This is a genomic window from Candidatus Symbiopectobacterium sp. NZEC151 (assembly GCF_025962655.1).
GTDB lineage: Bacteria > Pseudomonadota > Gammaproteobacteria > Enterobacterales > Enterobacteriaceae > Symbiopectobacterium.
This window is the reverse complement of record NZ_JAGFPE010000003.1, coordinates 120106-140696: the sequence shown is the minus strand read 5'-3', so window position 1 is coordinate 140696 and position 20591 is coordinate 120106. Positions and strand designations below refer to the sequence as shown.

The 20591-nt window shown below is 51.2% G+C and carries 14 protein-coding genes; 7 read left to right on the top strand and 7 right to left on the bottom strand.

Annotated elements, in window-relative coordinates:
• Nucleotides 1-10: 10 nt before the first annotated feature.
• From J5067_RS11385 to J5067_RS11360, 6 genes are all read right to left on the bottom strand, one after another.
• Nucleotides 11-520, bottom strand: coding sequence for a heme-binding protein (locus J5067_RS11385; RefSeq protein WP_264651157.1), 510 nt, complete (start codon nt 518-520; stop codon nt 11-13).
• Nucleotides 521-793 (bottom strand): EutN/CcmL family microcompartment protein, encoded by a 273-nt coding sequence (locus J5067_RS11380; RefSeq protein WP_264644126.1) that lies wholly within the window; start codon nt 791-793, stop codon nt 521-523.
• A 9-nt stretch (nt 794-802) separates the two neighbouring features.
• Nucleotides 803-1564: a flavoprotein gene (locus tag J5067_RS11375; RefSeq protein ID WP_264628739.1), complete on the bottom strand. Its 762-nt coding sequence runs from the start codon at nt 1562-1564 to the stop codon at nt 803-805.
• Nucleotides 1561-2382, bottom strand: coding sequence for an ethanolamine utilization protein EutJ (gene eutJ, locus J5067_RS11370; RefSeq protein WP_264651156.1), 822 nt, complete (start codon nt 2380-2382; stop codon nt 1561-1563). The genes J5067_RS11375 and eutJ overlap by 4 nt, the downstream gene beginning before the upstream one ends.
• The gene (pduL, locus tag J5067_RS11365; protein ID WP_264651155.1) at nt 2375-3064 is read right to left on the bottom strand and encodes a phosphate propanoyltransferase; all 690 of its coding nucleotides are present in this window, start codon (nt 3062-3064) and stop codon (nt 2375-2377) included. Before pduL ends, eutJ begins: the two co-directional genes overlap by 8 nt.
• A 182-nt stretch (nt 3065-3246) precedes the next feature.
• A complete protein-coding gene (locus J5067_RS11360; RefSeq protein ID WP_319802388.1) occupies nt 3247-4383 on the bottom strand; it encodes a 1-propanol dehydrogenase PduQ in 1137 nt (378 codons plus the stop codon).
• A 342-nt stretch (nt 4384-4725) separates the two neighbouring features.
• Between J5067_RS11360 and J5067_RS11355 the strand changes: the two genes are divergently transcribed.
• The 6 genes from J5067_RS11355 to J5067_RS11330 all read left to right on the top strand — a co-directional run bounded on the left by J5067_RS11355 (nt 4726) and on the right by J5067_RS11330 (nt 16927).
• On the top strand, nt 4726-7419 hold the full coding sequence (locus J5067_RS11355) for a hypothetical protein (protein WP_264651154.1): 2694 nt from the start codon (nt 4726-4728) through the stop codon (nt 7417-7419).
• 195 nt (nt 7420-7614) lie between these two features.
• Nucleotides 7615-10314, top strand: a complete 2700-nt coding sequence (locus J5067_RS11350; RefSeq protein WP_264651153.1) for a hypothetical protein — start codon at nt 7615-7617, stop codon at nt 10312-10314.
• A 725-nt stretch (nt 10315-11039) separates the two neighbouring features.
• Nucleotides 11040-12407, top strand: a complete 1368-nt coding sequence (locus J5067_RS11345) for an NCS2 family permease (RefSeq protein WP_264644133.1) — start codon at nt 11040-11042, stop codon at nt 12405-12407.
• A 328-nt stretch (nt 12408-12735) separates the two neighbouring features.
• Nucleotides 12736-14382, top strand: a complete 1647-nt coding sequence (locus J5067_RS11340; protein WP_264644134.1) for a Na+/H+ antiporter — start codon at nt 12736-12738, stop codon at nt 14380-14382.
• Between the two features lie 363 nt (nt 14383-14745).
• Complete coding sequence (locus J5067_RS11335) at nt 14746-15438, top strand: response regulator transcription factor (protein ID WP_264644135.1); 693 nt, start codon at nt 14746-14748, stop codon at nt 15436-15438.
• Nucleotides 15428-16927 carry a HAMP domain-containing sensor histidine kinase gene (locus tag J5067_RS11330; protein ID WP_264644136.1) on the top strand — a complete coding sequence of 500 codons (1500 nt, stop codon included), beginning with the start codon at nt 15428-15430 and terminating at the stop codon, nt 16925-16927. The genes J5067_RS11335 and J5067_RS11330 overlap by 11 nt, the downstream gene beginning before the upstream one ends.
• Nucleotides 16928-16945: 18 nt before the next feature.
• On the opposite strand, the gene edd is transcribed toward J5067_RS11330, so the two are convergent.
• Nucleotides 16946-18769 (bottom strand): phosphogluconate dehydratase, encoded by a 1824-nt coding sequence (edd, locus tag J5067_RS11325; RefSeq protein WP_264644137.1) that lies wholly within the window; start codon nt 18767-18769, stop codon nt 16946-16948.
• A gap of 825 nt (nt 18770-19594) precedes the next feature.
• Here edd and gntR point away from each other — a divergent pair.
• Nucleotides 19595-20590: a gluconate operon transcriptional repressor GntR gene (gntR, locus tag J5067_RS11320; protein ID WP_264651152.1), complete on the top strand. Its 996-nt coding sequence runs from the start codon at nt 19595-19597 to the stop codon at nt 20588-20590.
• Nucleotide 20591: the final 1 nt, after the last annotated feature.

Sequence of the window (20591 nt, the reverse complement as noted above, 5' to 3'; positions counted from 1 at the left end):
TTCGCGGCTGTCAGGCAAAAGGTGACAGGGAAAAACGTTGCTGAGTGAATTGGTGCAGAACGTGGCGCGCGATCGCGACATCTTCTTCGGCGGTGCCACCGCTGATGCCGATACCGCCCAGCAGGTGTCCCTGATGCCAGCAGGGCAGTCCGCCACCGACGGCGCAGATATCGGTCTGTTGCTGTAGTCCGAACAGGGGTGCACCGGGTTGTACCTGTTCGGCCAGTTCGTGCGTCGGCATACGCAGTGCCACGGCGCTGTAAGCCTTTTGTCCGGCGAGGCGGTGGCTGACCAACAGCGTGTTATCCATGCTGACGAAGTAACGCGGATGGCCGTGTGCATCCACCAGGCTGACGACAATCGCCAGGTGCATGGCGCTGGCTGTCTCCTGCGCCAACTGCGCCAGCAGGGCGAAATCAGCAACGGTCAATGCTTTGCGTTCTGGCTGAGGCTGGGCGGCAATCGCCTGTGTAATCCAACCGTCCAAATCGCGCAGTGCAGGGTGCTGTTGTGTCAACATTTAGCCCTCACTGTGCTCGGTGGCATCGACGATACCGACGATAGCGGCATCAATGACGGAGTGCTCTTTGCTGTTGGTCATGCGTGCTGAACTGCCGGTGGCGACGATCACAATTTCTCCGTTGCCTGCGCCGACGGTATCCACCGCCACCTGCGTGCGTTGCGTGGGGTTCATGTGCTCATCCAGACGCGTGACGAGCAGCAGTTTCATGCCGTTCAACGATGCATGTTTGGTGGTGGAGACCACCGTGCCGGTGACTTGGGCCAGATACATGGTGCCTCCTCAGGATGCGGTTATTAACGTGATGCGGCGCGCGGCTAGCTCATCGCGTGCTGCCGGGGTAATCAGGGTGCCGGGTCGGACACTTAGCGTGTCTTCGCTATGCAGGCGTACATCGCGTGCGGTGAGTAATGACTTACCAACGGCGGCGACAGCGCGGTGTGGCACAGATGCCTGTGGTGCAGCCGGTTGTCCCATCATGCGAATGCCGAATTGGCGCAGCGTCTCCTGATAGCGCGAGAGTTGTGCCAGATAGGCGGCTGGCATGGCGGCATCAGGGTGATGCAGTGCGATGATGCGCACGTCCTGCGCCAGCGCCTGAAAGACCCATTGGCTGGCGGCGTTATCACGCAGGCCGAGCGCTATTTTTGCCAGACTGTTATCGGACAAGGCTGGCAGCAGCAGCGTATCGCCGCTGCGTAGCGTGGAGTCAGTGGCCTGTTGGCACGGCACCTGTGGTAGCAGGCGGTTCAGGGCATCGGCAAAGCGTGTGTGCAAGCGCTGTGCGCTGTGGGAGAAGTGCACGCTGAGCAGGCAGCCTGCCTGCGCCAGTGCTGCCAGATAGCGCAGCGTGGCTGGGAAGGCGGCTGCATCATCGCCAGTGATCAGCACAAAGGTGGTTGGCTGCCGTGGGATGTCGGCCTGTGTGCTTTCGAACCCTAAACTTTCGATCCATAAAGTACGGCGGGCAAGCGCATCAGTGATGGCTTTGTCAATCAACGAAGAGAGCGTCTGGCGGTTCATGCTTCCTCTCGTGAACGTCATGGTGCCGCCTGCATGGCAATCCCCAGCGGGGTGACCAGCAGCGGCTCCACCGCAGGAATGATGTTTTTCCCGGTGACCTTGCGGAACACGCCGGGAAATTCGCTAAAGCTGCTGGCACCGCCCACCACGTGAATGTTTCTGACGTTATAGGCTGTCAGCCAGTCACGGGTCAGGCAGGCCATTTTTTCCACCACCGGGCGCACCAGCGGGAAGATATCCGCTTCTTGCGCCCGGTCGTGTTTTAACTGCTCTGCATCGGCATAGGCGAGACCCAGCGCGCCTGCCAGCACCAGCGTCATATGGGTGCCGCCGGTCGGTTCGTCGGCGGAAAAGAGCACCTTGCCGTTGCGCAGCACGCTAAGTCCCGTGGTGCCGCCGCCGACATCCACCACCGCGCCGTTACGCATATTCAGCGCTGTGGCGGCCGCCACCGGCTCATCGACCACATTCGTCACCAACAGTCCCGACGACTCCACCACGTTGGCGATCACCTTGGTATTGCCCTCGGAAATCCCCGGCGGAATGGCAGTAGCGGCGTGGGTCAGTGATTGGCCTAAGCGGGCTTCCAACTGCTGTTTCAGGTGCTTCACCACCCTGGTTGCAGACAGGTAGTCGACCACGATGCCGTCTTTCACCACGGAGGAAGGATAGGTAATGCCGGTGATGGGGGCGTTGTGACGGTCTACCACCACCATGGCAATATTTGCAGTTCCCAGATCGACGCCGACTTTCAGCACGCCATCATGCTCGCGGCATTCGGCATCGCGGATCAGCTGTGCCAGCGTGCGCAGTCGCGTCTCAACGGAAACGTCAGCCATGGAGTTGCTCCGTGATAATGTTGACCAGATCGCCATTGCGCAGCCCGTAGGCATTGGCTTCTTCCACATCCACATGCAATTCCAGCACCGATGCCTGCGTGGCGCGCACCACCACGTGCTGCATGATGCCGGCACGCTGTCCCTGTGCCTGAATGCTCACTTCCATGCCGTCGCGCAGTGCGTGGCGTTCCGCATCTTCCGGCGAAATATGGATATGCCGCCAGGCGACAATAGTGCCCGATGCTTTTTTTACGCTGCCTTTCGGGCCAACGATTTCAATACCGGGAGAGTCCTGAAGATCGCCCGACATGCGCACCGGGGCTTTCACGCCCAGTACAAAACTGTCGGCGACAGAAATTTCCACTTGTGTCGTGGGGCGCAGTGGGCCGAGCACACGCACATTTTTGATTTCCCCTTTCGGGCCGCGCAGCGTGACACACTCTTCGGCGGCAAACTGACCGGGCTGTTTCACGGCTTTCATGCGCGTTAGCGTCGCGCCGTAGCCAAACAGAATGTCCATGTCTTCCCGCGCCAGATGGATATGGCGATTAGAGATGCCAACCGGCACCTGAAGCGGCGCGGTGGGTGCGTTAAGGATTTCAGCGCGGGCTGAGCCCTGTGCGGCCAGTTCTTGCATTACCTGCTGGGTGATCCATGCAATCTGTTGCTGTGTTGCGTTCATTGATTCAGTTACCTGCGTTTTCCTGTCTTTACGTCATACACCGGTGCCGTTGGTGCTGTTGTGGCACGTCGCGGTGGTGCTATTCACCCTAATCAACGCGACGCGCCCGCGTTTGTGATTCGCGAGGACTTTATTGCGCAGCCCGTGGCGGGCAGGACAATTTCGTCCAGTCGCGATTCTGGTTAGCCTGCAATCTGGCTTATCAACTGGCTGACCGCATCGCGGGTGGGCGCGTGTGGATTACTGGCGGTGCAGCCATCTGCCAGTGCGGCATCGATCAAGCGCGAGCGCTGTTGCTCAACGTCATGGGCGCTGATATTCAATTCTCGTAACGTTGCCGGGATACCGAAGCGTTGATTTAACGCGCGAATTTGTTGGGATAACTGCCGGATGCGCGTGTGCTGATCGCCCTGTTTAATGCCTGCTAACGCCGCGCAGCGCGCGTAGCGTTCGCGTGTGGCATCACTGCCGGTGGCCGCGTTGTAATCGATCACCAGCGGGAGCAGCATGGCGTTAATCTTGCCGTGAGGAATGTGGAATACGCCGCCCAGAGAATGCGCCAAACCGTGCACCAGCCCCAATCCCGCCGTGCTGAATGCCATGCCCGCCATGCAGGAGGCGTTGTGCATTTTGGCGCGCGGCGTAATGGCTTGCGGTTGCTCAAACACCTGTGGCAGATAGTCCCACACCAACAGGATGGCCTTTTCCGCCAGCGCGTCACTGAAATCGTTAGCCTGGGAGGAAACGTAGGCCTCAATCGCGTGAGTGAGCACGTCCATACCGGTATCAACGGCGATACCGCGCGGCACGCTCACCACCAGTTGTGGATCAAGAATGGCGATATCCGGCTGTAACTGGTCGGAGACCAGCGGGTATTTTTGACCGTGCTCGGGATCGGAGATCACCGCGTAGGTAGTCACTTCGGAGCCGGAGCCGCTGGTGGTTGGGATCGCCACCAATACTATCGGGTGCTCCGGGTGTAACGCTTCCAGCGTGACCTTGATGCCTTTGGCGGCATCCAGCGAGGAACCGCCGCCGAGCGCGATAATCACGTCTGGCTGTAGCGTTTTGAAGGCGGCGGCCCCGGCGTGCAGCACGTTAACATCAGGGTCGGGTTTAACGCCGCTGAAAATGCTGATGCGCGCCTGTGGCATAAAACCGGCGAGATAATCGGTTTTGCCGGATGTCGCCATAAAGTCATCGGTGACAATCGCGACGGTTTTATGGTTATAGGCGCGTAAGGCTTCCATTGCCGTGTCACCGAAATAGACGCGCGGCATGGCAAACACAGGAATATTCATGGCGTGATGTCGTTCCATGGGGCTGTCAGTGCCAACAGGCAGCAAACGGCGTAGGTTTCTCAATGAGGGCTAACCTAACATGCAGTGAAAAAGGAGCGGCAGCGGCAGCGTTGCGCAGGAGTTGGATTCTTTTGTCCTGTCGTAACGGGGATATCAAAATAATCCACGCAGGGAGGTTCGCTCACTGGCTAAACAAGGCGGTGGCCAGTTTTAGTTGACCGCTACAGTAGCGGGATGACATCTGGAAGGCCTGTCATTAATCGATTGGAAATGCGCTTTTTCTGAAGCGGTCGCGCTTATTGATATACGCACTCACGGCTATTGTTTATTAATTGAGCAATCACACAGGGAGGTGAGCTTATGCCAATCAGCGCGCAGGATTTCAGGCGAAGTGCGGGATGCTACGATGATAAAACGCAAGGATATGTCGCAGAGTCCATTATCCAACAGCGGTTAAATCGTATTGCCGCGTCGCAAACCCGTAAACTTCCTCAGCAGTTTGGATGGATGACGCTCTTGGCTTTACTGAGCGTGGTGTCAAATAATACGTTGCGCAGACATGTCTCTGAGCGTTTTTTTTCTGCTTCAGAGTATTGTCGAAAAAGGGGAGAGGAAAATAACCCTGCTGCTTCTTATAATGTCACTGGAAATATTAAAAATGTTTTTCCGAATGATGCCACTTTATGTGATAAGTTCGATAGCCATTATTCTTCTACAACGATTGCTCCTCCGCTGAATCCACAGCAGTTAATGCATGGTTCATCCTCGTTGAGGCAAACGCGAGAAAGTATTGAGGATTTCTTGCCATTCAGCTTTTACTCATTCGCTGATGCCTTTAGACGCTACGATCCATTATCTTTTCCTGGTACCCATGCCGCGGTTGTTGAGTCTACACCGGCGCCCCTGTCAACACCGTCGGATTCTGTTGCAACCGTCAAAAATGATTACACCTGTATTCATGCAAGACAAAACCTTTCTTCCCTCGATATTCTTTATCGTGTCGCGGATACGATCGATTATCCTATTTCTACTTTGGCGATAGAAATTAAGGTGATTACCTCTTATTTGCAAAGTGGCGTGTGCCCAACCGAAGCTTCGCTTTCTCATATTAGTGTCATCGCTAAATCTATCGATGCCATGCTGTCTTCAGTGTTGGGTTTTTTTTCGGAATTCAATCCGCTTGGAATTATTAGAAATATAATAACCCCTGCCATTAAAATGGTCGTGGATGATTACAGAGGTAGAGGAATTACTATTGATGATGCTTTATCTCTAAATGAAAATATTTTAAGTTATGCTCGAGGTGTGGTAGATATATCCACTAGAGAAATTGACAAAAAGTCTGGCATTAACACTGTGTTTGTGCCGCAAGGTATGTCGTTTGAAAATGATTATATTTATGTTCATATTAATAAAAAAATATGGAGATTAACAAAAGTAGACGGCAAGTTGTACGCGGCCAGAGACAATGTTTTATATAGAACCAGTTATGTTGAAGATACCGGTGTTTGGCATATTTATGAACAAGAGTTAATCAATGCTGAGAAGAATGACGATCTGTTTAATCAACTTTGTGAAAGCAGATATCGTCGAGGCGTATCTTCAGGAAAATTGTGTGGCACTTTTGCGATTACTGATGCTTCTGAATCAGGTTCTTCGCACGCTTCAGCGTCCCAGCCGGTTACTGCGTCTGATGCTTATCCGTTTACCCACATTGAACGCGATATTATAAACAGACTGGATATAGGTTTAAGTCCACACTCATTTCGCGTGGATAAGGTTATTTTTCCTGATAATTGGGTCATATACCGTGTTCGTGATGAAGATAAATTGATTTCAACCGTCTACCATGCGGTAGAAATGAATGGAAAACTGGTGCCGATTAAAGCGACTGCTATCATAAACAATCATATCTCTTGCGAAATTTATGATTTAAACGACTGGCATGCCAGTCATCGGGTTGAGTTTTATAATAATCAGTGGCGGTTTGAACCGGTTACCTCTTTTTATCTTTCTCATGACTTGAAAGAAGCCATTAGCCACTATGCCTATCATGCTATGTTTTATGATACTTTAGATTTAACAAAAATATCGATGCCTGGCCCTCATGGTTTGCAAGTGGATAAAAATGGTCATACCTATTTAAGAATTAATAACAAGTATATAAAAGTCCATCAGCATGATATCGATGCATGCTTAGCAGTGAAAAATGAAGGGCGAATATATATTACCAAAACAGACGGTAAGTTCCATTTGTCGCATGCTCGGCTAGAAAGAGGGAGGCTGGAAGTAAATGCCTTAACTATAAAAGAAGATATCAACCTGCATTCAAGTAAAGGGGTGAGTAGTAATAAAAATCACCTGCTAAATTATCATTGGAATTTAGTTCATGTTAATATAAAAAATTATAATTATCACACTTATAACTCCATTGGTTCAGAACTGGAAGTTATGCTAAGAATGAAATATAACGTTAATGGTTTTAGTGAATTTTTTGAACCACCAGATCTGCAATGGCATGAAATTATCAAGGTGGATGACGATGGGCAGGTGTGGCGGTTTGTTGCTGATATGTATCAGCATAATCGACACAGTCCGACATTTCTACCCTGGAATGAAAAATATCTTTTGGCTTATTCCTACACAAAGAAAGAGGTTAAGAACGGGTACAATGAACCGGCTCGAATTTATAACCATGATATGGAGCCCTTGGCACCTGATGCATTACCCAACGTACTTTCTAATGATGAAAAAGTTGCGTGTGTGAAAAATTATCTTAAAAGAAACGGAGGGTTTCTTGATATTACTCTCAGTGATTATCCTAAATTACAGAATATAGATGCACATACCAACAAGGAACGATTGCTAAAAATAACTATCAGTTTTCTGGATAAGACGATTTTTTCCGTTAACCAGGGCATTGTGGTGCAGGAAGGCAAGCCGCCATTGGTGTTTGTCACCACAGGGCACAATATCAATGTTGCAGAGAGCCCGGTTAACGCTTCACCGCCTGAATCTGTCGCCAGAAAAAGAGTGAAAAAATCGCACCATTAAAAAAGCGGGTATCAGAGATACCCGCTTTTTCAGTGCTAGCTACGACGTACGTAACTGCATAAGTGCTTTAATTGCCAACGCTTAACCGAAGATTGCGTAGGGAGCCAGACCACAACAGGTTTTGCCCAACGTGTTTATTACTTTGTTGATAAATATATAAACTTATTTTACAGGAATTAACCAAGGAGGTGAGGAATGCCTGTCAATATACAGCAGTATAGACGCGGCATAGGGCGTTTTGAATGTAGACGTCGAGATTATATGACGCAATATACTGTTCAGAAAAAATTAAATCTGTTATCAGAATTGCAATCAACCAAGCTGCCGACAAAATTCAGTTGTATGAGCATGTTAGCAATGATGGGCGTGCTATCTTCGTTGTCTCGTGGTGAAAACTCTGTGGATGAAATACCACAAAAAAGTGTTGGTAAATACCAAGTAAATCACGTTGATGGTGGTGTTTCACATCAAATAAGGTTTGTGGATAAACAACCCTATTCGGCCTATAAAAATAGGTTAAGTCAGATGATCTACAATGAGTTCTGCTCTTCATCTCCCGTACCTCACGGTGTGACGGAAAAAAAACAAAATACTCTTTTCCCAATGGGTAATCTGCAAGACAGCATCATCGATTCGATGAATCAAGCCGTAAAATCACTATCGGGTTTTATTAATTATTATGATCCGCTGCGTTTTCCCGCTGCTGATGCTGCCGTGCCAGTCGCAGTACCAACGACAACCGTCGTGCCACTCGGAGATGATGTAAAAATAAAAAAGCTGAATGTCGATTGTCTCGATAAAAGAAGGGCTCTTACCGTCAGTGATGTATTGAAAACCATTGCAGATTCTTTTGAGCGTCCTTTCGAATCATCGACAATCGAGTTGCAAGTGTTGTCCCATTATTTAAAAAGTGGCATCTGTCCTTCGGAAGCTGAGATAGAAAAAGTGAGAAAGATAACCACGGAGGTTGACAAGGTCTCTTCGATAATGTCTTCATTAGTCCCTGAATTGACATTTATCTCATTTGTACAACGTATTTTTTCTCCAACCATTAGGATGATCTCTAATGACATTAAAGGTGACTCAATGTCACAAGTAGATATTGAGTCTATTTATAATGAGGTGCTTGGGTTTTCTAAGGCTATGGTCGATATTACTATTCATGGAAATATTCATCCTACCACTATAGACGACGTTAGAATACCAAAGTCTCTCTTTTTTGAAAACGATAGGGTTTGTATAAATCAAGACAATAAAGAATGGCTGCTTTTTCGTCGCGGTAATATGCTTTATGCTGAAAACGAGGGGAGGGAGCACCCTGTTGGATATCTTCAGTGGGAAGAAAAATGGCGCATTGATGAAGGTAAAGAAGTCGCCAGCGAACCTGAAAGCAGTGATCCTTTTTTTACCAACTGCGATCGAATAATTAAACGAGGCATAACGTTTGGGAAAATTTGCGGTAAACCGATGGAACGTGTGTATGATAGTGAAGGTAATTATTATTACGTTGAAAATGCTTCTCGGGATACACCGCGGATTGTTCCGTTTAACGAGTATCGCTTTAGTCATGCTGAGGAAGAGATCATTAAGCGATTTGATATTGGGCTTCCTGTAACATCGCCTCTGGTCAAGCAAGTTCATTTTGAACATTATGGTAATATATATCGTGTTTATTCTGATAATAAATTGTATCGCAATTTTTATAATACGATATCTATAGATAATAGGTTAGTGCCAATAAGGGCGAAACCTATTTATAAACATCATCTGGATTGTGAGATCTATGACTTGAAAAAAACACACGTTTCTTATTCCGTTGAGTATACCGGCGGACGATGGCGTTTTGAACCCTCAACCTCTTCATCAATGTCAGAGCAGTTAAAAAGTGCCATTACTCCTGCGATGTATGATAAAACAGTAGATATACATAAACTCTCTATGCCAGGAAGTCATGGGCTAAAATTTGATTGCCAGGGGCATGCTTACTTAAAACAAAATGGGGATTTGATAAGGGTACTTGATTTTGAATCAAAACCTTATATTAAAAATAATAAAGGTGACGAGTTGCATTTAATATATAAACAACATGAGTATTCATTGTCTCATGTTGACGCTTATAATAAAAAAATATCATTAACTGCCGAAGAGTATCTAAGGGATAAACAGTTGAATTCAGAGGTAGGGATTAGTAATGATAATATTATGCAATTGGACCCTCATTGGGATCTATTAAAAACACATGTTAGGTCGAGTTCCTATGATATCGGTGATTTTGTGGGTTCTAGTATCTATGTCACATTTAGGTTGAGGTATAAAAAAGGGTCCTCTTCATTTCATGAACCGCCTGATATGCAATGGAGAGAGTTGATTAAATGTTCAGATGGTAAAAATGTATGGCAATTTCAGGCAGATATGTATCAGCATAATAAAAATAGCGGAACGTTTTTTTCATGGCATTTGAAGTATTCTGAAGCTTATTATTATTCAAAGGCAGTGAATAAAGACACTTATAATGGGCTTGTGAAAATTTATAATAGAAATATAAAACCATTATCACCAAGCAGTTTACCAAGGGCGCTTGGCAGGGATGAACGGATAGAGAACGTACAAAACTATCTAAAATTGCACGGGGGTATTCTGGATGTGACTATTCAGGATAATCCCAGGATAATAAAGCGAGAACTTAAGTATAATAAAGAAAGGGTAATTAAGTTCGATTTGGCAATGAACGACAAAAGTCTATTAACGTTTAACCAAGGTATCTTTATTGCCGACGGGCAACCCTCTGTTGCTTTCGTGACCACGAGCGATAATATTGCCATTGCTTCTGGAGAGGTAAATGCTGAACCGCCTGTTGAAGTGAGTCGGCAACGGATATTAAAGCACCGCAAATAAAAAAAGCGGATATCAGAAGATACCCGCTTTTCAGTCGCACACTACGTTTTCGGCAGTGGCGGAAATTTGTGCTAATCGCGAGCGATTAACGGAAGATAGCGTAGGGAGCCAGACCGCGATAGGTTTTGCCCAACGCTTTTATTACTTTGTTGATATTACGGACAATACTCATCTTCTTATTCCTACGCTTTCTTGAATCTTAGTGGTTAGTGAACATGTTGAAGTTAACGCTAACGTTTTCGAACATGGCAACGATTTTTTTGATCAGTTTCATTTGTCTCTCTCCGAGTGATTGTTCATTTTTCTGTGATGCTCTTCACGTTTTTAAAGATACGCCGGTTGGCCGCGCTGGTCAACTTTTTTGTGAGCCTAATCACAAAAAAATGGTTCATGGGTTTTCTGTGCATGAAACGCCGTTCTGTTTTGTCGAGCGATAGATAAATTGTCTGGATTATCAGTTGAAATACACCGCCCAGAAGCAGGATAATCCCCCGTTTCTCCTCCGACCTGCCAAATGCACCTGTGATGCGTCCCGCAAGCTAATCGTTTGCGTCCATTTTCAGTGTGATGTGCATGGTGTTCGGGGGCATCTGATATTTGCGCTGCGGCGCGGAAGCGCCGTTGTTGTGGGTGCGTGCAGCGATGGGAGATCGTCATGGCAGGCAAGGCCATATGCACCCTCCAGTTTTACTTTTACAAATAATGACATCTCAGGGGATACCACCATGTCAAATAGCACTCGTCAGGCTGGCAATGCGGCGCGTCCGCAAAGCTCACTTGATGCTTTTTTTCACATCACACAGCGCGGCAGTAATGTAAGACAGGAAGTGCTGGCCGGGTTAACCACGTTTCTGGCGATGGTGTATTCGGTCATTGTCGTGCCTGGCATGCTGAGCAAGGCGGGTTTTCCGCACACGCCGGTGTTTGTGGCAACCTGTCTGGTCGCAGGGCTGGGTTCCTTGCTGATGGGGCTGTGGGCCAATGTGCCCATGGCAATCGGCTGCGCCATCTCGCTTACCGCTTTTACCGCGTTTAGCCTGGTGCTGGGCCAACAGATCAGTGTTCCGGTGGCCTTAGGGGCGATCTTCCTGATGGGGCTGCTGTTTACCGTGATCTCGGTGACCGGCATCCGTTCCTGGATCCTGCGTAACCTGCCGTTGGGCGTGGCGCAGGGTACCGGTATCGGTATTGGCCTGTTCCTGCTGATCATCGCTGCCAATGGCGTGGGGCTGGTGATCAAGAACCCGATCGACGGTCTGCCTGTTGCGTTAGGTAACTTCACCTCGTTCCCGGTGATCATGTCGTTATTGGGACTGGCGGCCACCATCGGTCTGGAAAAACGTCGCGTGCCGGGCGGCATCTTGTTGGTGATCGTGGCTATCTCGATTATCGGCCTGATTTTCGATCCGAACGTGAAATTTCAGGGCTGGTTCAGCCTGCCGAGCCTGACTGATGAAAACGGTCACTCGCTGATGTTTAGCCTGGATATCATGGGTGCATTGCAACTGGCGGTGCTGCCAAGCGTGCTGGCGCTGGTGATGACGGCGGTGTTTGACGCCACCGGTACCATCCGCGCGGTTGCCGGGCAGGCGAACCTGCTGGATAAAGACGGGCAAATCGTTAACGGTGGCAAAGCGCTGACGGCTGACTCGGTGAGCAGCATGTTGTCCAGCCTGGTCGGGACGTCTCCGGCGGCGGTCTATATCGAATCTGCGGCGGGTACGGCAGCGGGCGGTAAAACCGGGTTGACGGCGACCGTGGTCGGTGTGCTGTTCCTGTGCCTGCTGTTCCTCTCTCCGCTGTCTTATCTGGTGCCGGGATACGCCACCGCACCGGCATTGATGTATGTCGGCTTGCTGATGCTGAGCAATGTCGCCAAGCTGAATTTTGATGACATTGTTGATGCCATGTCTGGTTTGGTGTGCGCGGTGTTTATCGTGCTGACCTGCAATATCGTAACCGGGATTATGCTGGGCTTTGGTGCACTGGTGCTGGGGCGTATTTTCTCGGGTGAATGGCGCAAACTGAATATCGGTACCGTGATTATCGCTATCGCGCTGGTGGTGTTCTACGCCGGTGGCTGGGCGCTCTGATTGTTCTGTAAGTGAGTCATTACGGGGAGCCTGGCTCCCCTTTTTTATGCCTGCGGTTTCGCTGGCGCGTGCAATCAGGAGCTCTTTGCTCCATGACGCCACTCATCGTTTTGCCTCCTCCCTCATGCTTTCCTTGAAGTGCCCCGCCGCGGTGATTTTTTGACGTAATTATTTGCAGGGTATTCATGCAAAAAATATGCGTTTTACCCTGAAATTTTGCCCCGCTGAGCGATATTTTCATGTAAAAATAATGGGGCACCATCTCATAACGTACAAAGGGCAGCTCAGCACACGGTTAGGCCATTATTGGACATCTCCTAAGGAAAGCATGGAAATCTTTTTTACCATTCTGATTTTAACCCTGGTGGTATCACTATCAGGGGTCGTTACACGTATTTTACCCTTCCAAGTTCCGCTGCCCTTAATGCAAATCGCCCTCGGGGCTATTTTGGCCTGGCCCCAGTTTGGTTTGCATGTTGATTTCAATCCTGAACTGTTTATGGTGCTGTTTATCCCGCCGCTGCTGTTTGCCGACGGCTGGAAAACGCCAACGCGCGAATTTATCAAACACAGCCGTGAGGTGATTGGTCTGGCGCTGGTGCTGGTGTTGATCACCGTCGCGGGGGTGGGTTACCTGATTTACTGGATGATTCCGGGTATGCCGCTGGTGGCGGCCTTCGCGCTGGCCGCCGTGCTATCGCCGACCGATGCGGTGGCGCTGTCGGGGATTGTGGGCGAAGATCGCATTCCGAAAAAGCTGATGAGCATCTTGCAGGGCGAAGCGCTGATGAATGATGCTTCGGGTCTGGTATCGCTTAAATTTGCCGTTGCGGTGGCGATGGGCACCATGGTGTTTACCGTGTCCGGCGCGACGCTGGAGTTCGTGCAGGTGGCGGTCGGCGGCCTGCTGGCGGGCGTGGGTGTAACCTGGCTTTACAGTAAATCATTGCGCATCATTAACCGTTGGAGCGGTGATGATGCGGCCACACAGATTGTGCTGCTGATGCTGTTGCCGTTCGCCTCCTACCTGATTGCGGAACACATTGGGGTGTCAGGCATTTTGGCGGCGGTGGCCGCAGGCATGACCATCAGCCACTCTAACGTGATCAGTAACGCGCCGCTGGCGATGCGATTACGCGCCAACAGCGTCTGGTCGATGTTGGAGTTCGTGTTTAACGGCATGGTGTTTATCATGCTGGGGCTGCAATTGCCCGACATTTTGGAAACCTCGGTAACGCAGGCGGAGCTGGATCCCACCGTTGAAACCTGGATGCTGTTTACCGATATCGCCATTATTTACGGTGCGCTGTTGCTGCTGCGTTTCTGCTGGCTGTGGTTTATGAAATATTACAGCCGCCTGTTTCAGAAGAAACGTCCGATGCTGTTTGCTCAATACACTACGCGTGAAATCTGGATCGCTTCTTTCGCCGGGGTGCGCGGTGCGATTACCTTGGCCGGTGTGCTGTCCATTCCGTTGTTATTAAACGACGGCACCGCGTTTCCTTCCCGCTATCAGTTGGTGTTTATCGCCACTGGCGTCATTCTGTTTTCCTTGCTGTGCGGGGTATTGACGCTGCCGTTACTGCTGCGCGGGGTGACGGTGGTGGACAAATCGCTCTATAAGAAAGAAGAGCGGATGGCGCGCATGGCGATTGCCGAAGTGGCGATCCGCAGCTTGCAGAAAATGGAAGAGCGTCTGGCGGCGGATCGAGAAGAAAATATCGATGAGCAGGTGGTGCGCGAAGTCAGCGCGCGTGTCATCGGTAATTTGCGGCGTCGCGTCGTCGGCGAGAGCGATTTGGAACACAGCCTGGAGATTGAAAATCTGGAGCGCCGTTTCCGTTTGACTGCCGTCACCGCTGAACGCGGCGAACTTTACCACCTGCGCGCCACGCAGCAGATCAGCAACGAAACCCTGAAAAAGATGCTGCACGATCTCGATTTGCTTGAAGCCGTGCTGAGCGAGAAAGTGTAACCCTGCCTTTGTTTCGCGGATGCAGGCTCAATGTGCGTTGAGTCTGCGTCGCAACTCCACGCCTTGTTGATCCCGCGATAGCGTGTTCCGAAGCCTGTCAGAGAACGTATCTGCACGAGGAACGCACGAAAACCCCACGATCGCGGAAAAACCCTACAAAATCTGGCTAATTGTCAGCATTGTAAACTACTTGTCATTAAATGATAATGATTGTTATTATCCTATAACGCGTTGACGCATAAGAAGCCGCCAGACAGGTTATTGCCTGTGTCAGAGTGGCTCAGATCCTATTGTGGTGGATCGGGAGCACGTCAGTACGCGTGATGTGGTGTAAGCAACCATCACTTTGACAGAGGGAAAACAATGCGCGTTTTAGTGGTTGATGACGACTCGGTGTTGTGCCATTGGCTTGGTGCAAAGCTGCACTCACACGGTTATGCCTGCAATATCGTTCATGATGGCGAACATGCGCTTAAAGCCATTAAAGATGAAATTTATGACGTGGTGCTGCTAGACCGGATGCTGCCAACGCTGGATGGTTTTAGCGTATTGCGTGAACTGCAAGGATTGCGTCACCCGCCTATCATGCTGCTTTCGGCGTTGGATCGCGATGTGGATCGCGTGATGGGGCTGGAACTGGGCGCCGAAGATTATCTGGGTAAGCCTTTTAATTTCAATGAGCTGCGTTTGCGCTTAGAGATTATGGTGCGCAGAGGAAAACCGCAGGAGGCACCGTCATCGCTGTTGACGTTTGAAGATCTGCAACTTGATCGTCTGCAACGGGTTGCCTGGCGTAGCGGGCAGCGCATCGATCTGACCGATAAAGAGATCAAGCTGCTGATCATTTTGATGGAAAACCCCGGGCAGGTGATCACACGGACACTGTTATTGGAACGCGTCTGGGGGTATCACTTCGATCCGCAGACTAACCTGATCGATGTTCATATGTCCAAGCTGCGGGCCAAGATCGACAAAGGCTTTCCCCGGCCGCTGATCAAAACCTTGCGATCGCTGGGCTACGCCCTGGGCGCTGTGGAAAAGACGGATGCCGCGTAGCGCACACAATGAACCCGCGCTGAGATGGCCGGCTAACGGATGGCGTGAGAAAATTCGCCATTTGTGCGTGCACGGCGCTAACCGTTATCCGGTATTTCTTCGCACCGCACAGTTTCGCCAGTTTATTACGCTGGTGTTTCTGTTTTTGCTGATGGTGCTGTGCTGCATTGTCGGCTTCAGCGTATTGAGTGAAACGTTGATCCGCACCCATGTACGCGACGTCATACTGGGCAATATCCATGACCATGCCACCCAAGCGCGGCTGACCGATACTTCTACGCTGATCGCTCAGCTCAAACGCGATAATCAGGCTAAAACTGATGAGTTACCTCTGTTTCTGGTGATGAGTAAGCAGGGCGAGATCCTCTATCACAACGCGGGTTGGATGTTGTCTGGGCCAAGTCATACCGCGTGCAAAATGGATGTTCCTTGCCTGAAGGCGCTGCTGGTAGAAAAGGGCGCGCTGAAAGCCAGCGATCGAGGACGTAGCGCGCCCGAGAGTAACCTGGTCGGTATGTCGGTGGCGCTGGACGATGGCGGCGTGCTGTTCACCGCCTATAATCTGCGGCCGATGCTGGAACGTATTCGTACTATTCCACTGGTAGCGGGGGCAGGGCTGTTTGTGGTGCTGTTGTTTTCGCTGGTGGTCAGCCGACATTTCAGTTTGCGCAGCCTGCGCAGCGTAGAGCGCATCCGCACCGCGCTGCACCGCTACAGCGCCGGTGAGCAGTACGTTCGTATGCCGCTCTCAACGCGCGATGACGATTTTCACAGCCTGAGTCACGACATTAACCAGAACCTGGAGCGCATCGAACGCCTGATGGAGCAGGTGCGCAGCACCTCAAGCCATATTGCCCACGAATTGCGCACGCCGCTGACACACTTGCAAAACCGGCTGTATAACCTGACTGAGCGTCAAGGTCTTGAGCATGAGATGCGCGAGGAGTTGCATCAGGCAGTGGAAGAGGTGCACAAGATTTTGGGGCTGTTTCGCACCGTCATGCGCATCGGCGAGATTGAAAGCGGGCGCTGTGTTCATCAGTTTGCCCGCTTTGAGGTGCGCCCGTTGTTGGAAGAGGTATCGGAGTATTATCAACCGTTAGCGGATGCACACCATTGCCAATTGCTGATTGATGCACCCGCCGGGACGCCGCTTTTTGGCGATCGGGCGCTGCTGTTTCAGGCGTTGGCGAATCTGATCGAAAACGCACTGAAGTATGCGGCTGAAGGTAAAGCGATCACCTTGAGCGTCACCCTTTATCGCGGCTGGACGGCACTGCGTGTGTCCGATCGTGGCCCCGGCATTCCTGAAAACCTGCACGCCACGGCGTTGGAGCGATTTCAACGCCTTGAAGGGACGCAGCAGCAGCCCGGTTTCGGGCTTGGCCTGTCTCTGGTGAAAGCCATTGCCGAACTGCACGGTGGTCAACTCAGCATGGCATCGGCCAATCCCGGTCTACACGTCTATTTGTGCTTAAAACGCACCTGACCGCTTACTGCGTCGATGCTACTGGGCGTAACGGTAGGGGATCGCGCTGGCACCCTGCTCCGCACCGGTAATGTTCTCGCGCAGTGCGGTAAACAGTTCGCGCCCCATTCCTACGTGGGAAGCGGACAAGTCCGGTTGTTCCGGGTGACGCTGCGCCAGCTCTGCTTCATCCACCAGCAGGCTGATCTCACCCGTGATGCCGTCAACGCGGATCATGTCGCCATCCTGAACTTTTGCCAGCAGGCCGCCTACGTAAGCCTCCGGTGTCACGTGGATGGCGGCAGGCACCTTGCCGGATGCGCCTGACAGGCGACCATCGGTGACCAGCGCAACGTTGATGCCTCGGTCCATCAACACACCGAGCGGCGGCATCAGTTTGTGCAGTTCTGGCATGCCTATCGCTCTTGGCCCCTGATAACGCACCACCACCACGCAATCGTTGTCCAGACGGCCAGTTTTAAAGGCGGCATCGACATCGTTCTGATCGTTGAATACGATGGCTGGCGCGACGATGGTTTGTCGCTCTTGCGGCACGGCGGAGGTTTTCATCACTGCGCGTCCCAGATTGCCGGAAAGCACTTTGGTGCCACCGTGTTTGGCAAACGGGGTTTCCAGCGGTGCGATCACTTCGGCGTCCAGCGACACCAGCGGGCCGTCGCGATAGACCAGTTTACCCTCTTCCAGGAACGGCTCCTGGGTGTAGCGATGCAGACCAAAGCCCGCCACGGTGTGGACATCCTCGTGCAGCAAGCCGCCGCGCAGCAATTCTCGCACCAGCAGCGACACGCCGCCTGCCGCCTGAAAGTAGTTGATGTCGCCAGGCCCGTTGGGGTAGATACGACACAGCAGAGGCACCACCTCGGACAGTTCAGAAAAATCATCCCAGGTGACGGTAAAACCGGCGGCTTTCGCCATGGCGACCAGATGCATGGTGTGGTTGGTCGAGCCGCCAGTCGCCAGCAGGGCGACAATACCGTTGACGATCACCTTTTCGTCCACCAGTTGCCCGACGGGCAGATAATCGCCCGCGCTTTCCGTCATTCGGGTGACCTGACGCGCAGCGGCCTCTGTCAGCGCATCGCGTAACGGAATATCCGGGTAGACAAACGAGGAGCCGGGCAGATGCAGCCCCATGATCTCCATCACCATCTGGTTAGAGTTGGCGGTGCCGTAAAAGGTACAGGTTCCTGCGCCGTGATAAGCACTGGCCTCGGATTCCAGCAGCGCATCGCGGCCGACTTTGCCTTCAGCATACAGTTGGCGGATGCGCACTTTCTCTTTGTTGGAGATGCCGGTGCGCATCGGGCCTGCGGGCACGAAAACGGTCGGTAGGTGACCAAAAGAGAGGGCTGCAATAAACAGTCCCGGGACAATTTTGTCGCATACGCCTAAAAAAAGCGCGCCATCAAACATGTTGTGTGACAAGCCAATCGCCGCCGACATCGCAATCAAATCGCGGCTCAGCAGGGAGAGCTCCATGCCGTCTTGCCCTTGTGTCACACCGTCGCACATGGCAGGGACACCTCCCGCAACCTGACCGACAGCGCCCACGGCGTTCAGCGCCTTTTTAATCAGATCCGGGTAGCGTTCATAGGGCTGGTGGGCAGAGAGCATGTCATTGTAAGAGGTGATGATGCCGATGTTGCTTTTGATCATGTTCTTCAAATCGGCTTTGTCTTCGGGCGAGCAGGCCGCGAAGCCGTGTGCCAGATTGCCGCAGGCCAGCTCGGAGCGGTGTACGGTTTTGCTTTTGGCGGCGGCAATCAGTGCCAGATAACGGCTACGCTCGGCGTGAGAACGAGACAGGATGTTGTGGGTAACGCGTGCAACAATAGGATTCATGCTATGCCCCATGTGTTTAACATTGATGCTTTGCTTAATTAAAATCAAATGCCAATGACGTCGAGGAAATAATTGGGCTACAGCAGCCAGCGGGTGTTTTAATTATTTTTAAGATGATAAAAACGCTCGTGCAAATAGACGCACGATACCAGATCGTCAATAAATAAAGAGCCCGTTGCTACGGTGAGTTACCGTAAAGGATGGGGGCGCATTACGGGGTGCTGATGGGGTTCATCGCAGCCTCATGTGATCCAGACTTTCATCTTTGCCGCTAGTGTTTCTCTCCAATAGGCTCGACATCAGGACACCCTGACGGTGATAAGACCACTATATACGCAAATGATACCGGTAACAATGGGTTTTACGGTCACGCTTTACTCGATTCAGCCGAGGTGAAAATTATTTTGTGATGGAGATCACGTTGTTATATGCAGGGGTAACAACGATGCAAAAAGTGCGATATCGGCATGAGGGTAAAGGGCGATAATATCTAAAATAATAATGGAAAAAATAAAAATTAGTTTGGGTTTCTTTAATATTGGTGTCGGCAGGTAAATATTATTTTCTAGCAGATAAGGAATGCGCCGCGCTATTAACCACGGGCAGTGACGTTTTTTTTATCACGGTGCAGCCTTGATTATTTTTAGTGGCGTTTTTTTAACGGGAAATAAGGAAAACGCAGGGTTGTTTCATCATTATTGGCAGTTGGGTTGCTATGGTGGCTCGGGGATTGTACTGGTGACCATCATGTCACCGTCACACAGACAGCGCGGGTTTTCTTTGTTACACTAAAGGACCGGCCAACAATATTTCAATCGATTGAAAATGAAGAAGAAAAGACCAGGTTTGCAAGATGTGGCCAATCGTGTTGGCGTCACTAAAATGACCATTAGCCGCTACCTGCGCGATCCGCAGAAGGTATCGGCGGCTCTGCGTGACAGCATCGCCGCTGCGCTGGATGAGTTGGGGTACATTCCCAACCGGGCGCCGGAGATTTTATCGAATGCCACCAGTCGGGCGATTGGCGTTCTGCTTCCTTCATTGACCAATCAGGTGTTTGCCGAAGTATTGCGCGGCATTGAACGCGTGACGGATGCGCACGGCTATCAGACGATGCTGGCACACTATGGGTATCACGCCGAGCGCGAAGAGATGCGCTTGATGTCACTGCTTTCCTACAATATTGACGGTCTTATCCTCTCTGAACGTTCCCATACGGAGCGCACGCGCAAGATGATTGAAGTGGCGGGCATCCCGGTGGTTGAAATCATGGACAGCGAGTCTCCCTGCATCGATCTGGCAGTGGGGTTTAACAACTTTGAAGCGGCCTACCAGATGACGCAGGTGCTGTTGGCCCGTGGGCACCGTTTTCCGGTTTATCTCGGCTCGCGTCTGGATGAGCGTACCTTGATCAAGATGCAGGGGTACGAACAAGCGATGCGCGATGCCGGGTTGACGCCGCGTGATGTCAACACCGATCGCCCCTCGTCCTACAGTCTGGGCGGTGAACTGATGAGAGAAGCGCGCGAGCGCTACCCGGAAACCGACAGCCTGTTTTGCACCAACGATGATATCGCGATCGGTGCAGCCTTTGAGTGTCAGCGGCAAGGGTTGCGCATCCCCGATCAAATGGCGATCGCCGGTTTTCACGGACACGATATTGGCCAGTCGATGGAACCGAAACTGGCCAGCGTGCTGACGCCACGTGAACGCATGGGGCAGGTGGCCGCAGAGCGGCTGCTGGCCAGGCTGCGCGGCGAGGTGGTTACCCCGCAGCGGTTGGATTTGGGCTTCACGATCCTGCAAGGCGACAGCATTTAAC

Excerpts from the sequence above, each read along its gene's own strand:
- J5067_RS11385 (WP_264651157.1), bottom strand. The coding sequence starts at position 520 with ATGTTGACACAACAGCACCCTGCACTGCGCGATTTGGACGGTTGGATT.
- J5067_RS11380 (WP_264644126.1), bottom strand. The coding sequence starts at position 793 with ATGTATCTGGCCCAAGTCACCGGCACGGTGGTCTCCACCACCAAACAT.
- J5067_RS11375 (WP_264628739.1), bottom strand. The coding sequence starts at position 1,564 with ATGACGTTCACGAGAGGAAGCATGAACCGCCAGACGCTCTCTTCGTTG.
- eutJ (WP_264651156.1), bottom strand. The coding sequence starts at position 2,382 with ATGGCTGACGTTTCCGTTGAGACGCGACTGCGCACGCTGGCACAGCTG.
- pduL (WP_264651155.1), bottom strand. The coding sequence starts at position 3,064 with ATGAACGCAACACAGCAACAGATTGCATGGATCACCCAGCAGGTAATG.
- J5067_RS11360 (WP_319802388.1), bottom strand. The coding sequence starts at position 4,383 with ATGGAACGACATCACGCCATGAATATTCCTGTGTTTGCCATGCCGCGC.
- J5067_RS11355 (WP_264651154.1), top strand. The coding sequence starts at position 4,726 with ATGCCAATCAGCGCGCAGGATTTCAGGCGAAGTGCGGGATGCTACGAT.
- J5067_RS11350 (WP_264651153.1), top strand. The coding sequence starts at position 7,615 with ATGCCTGTCAATATACAGCAGTATAGACGCGGCATAGGGCGTTTTGAA.
- J5067_RS11345 (WP_264644133.1), top strand. The coding sequence starts at position 11,040 with ATGTCAAATAGCACTCGTCAGGCTGGCAATGCGGCGCGTCCGCAAAGC.
- J5067_RS11340 (WP_264644134.1), top strand. The coding sequence starts at position 12,736 with ATGGAAATCTTTTTTACCATTCTGATTTTAACCCTGGTGGTATCACTA.
- J5067_RS11335 (WP_264644135.1), top strand. The coding sequence starts at position 14,746 with ATGCGCGTTTTAGTGGTTGATGACGACTCGGTGTTGTGCCATTGGCTT.
- J5067_RS11330 (WP_264644136.1), top strand. The coding sequence starts at position 15,428 with ATGCCGCGTAGCGCACACAATGAACCCGCGCTGAGATGGCCGGCTAAC.
- edd (WP_264644137.1), bottom strand. The coding sequence starts at position 18,769 with ATGAATCCTATTGTTGCACGCGTTACCCACAACATCCTGTCTCGTTCT.
- gntR (WP_264651152.1), top strand. The coding sequence starts at position 19,595 with ATGAAGAAGAAAAGACCAGGTTTGCAAGATGTGGCCAATCGTGTTGGC.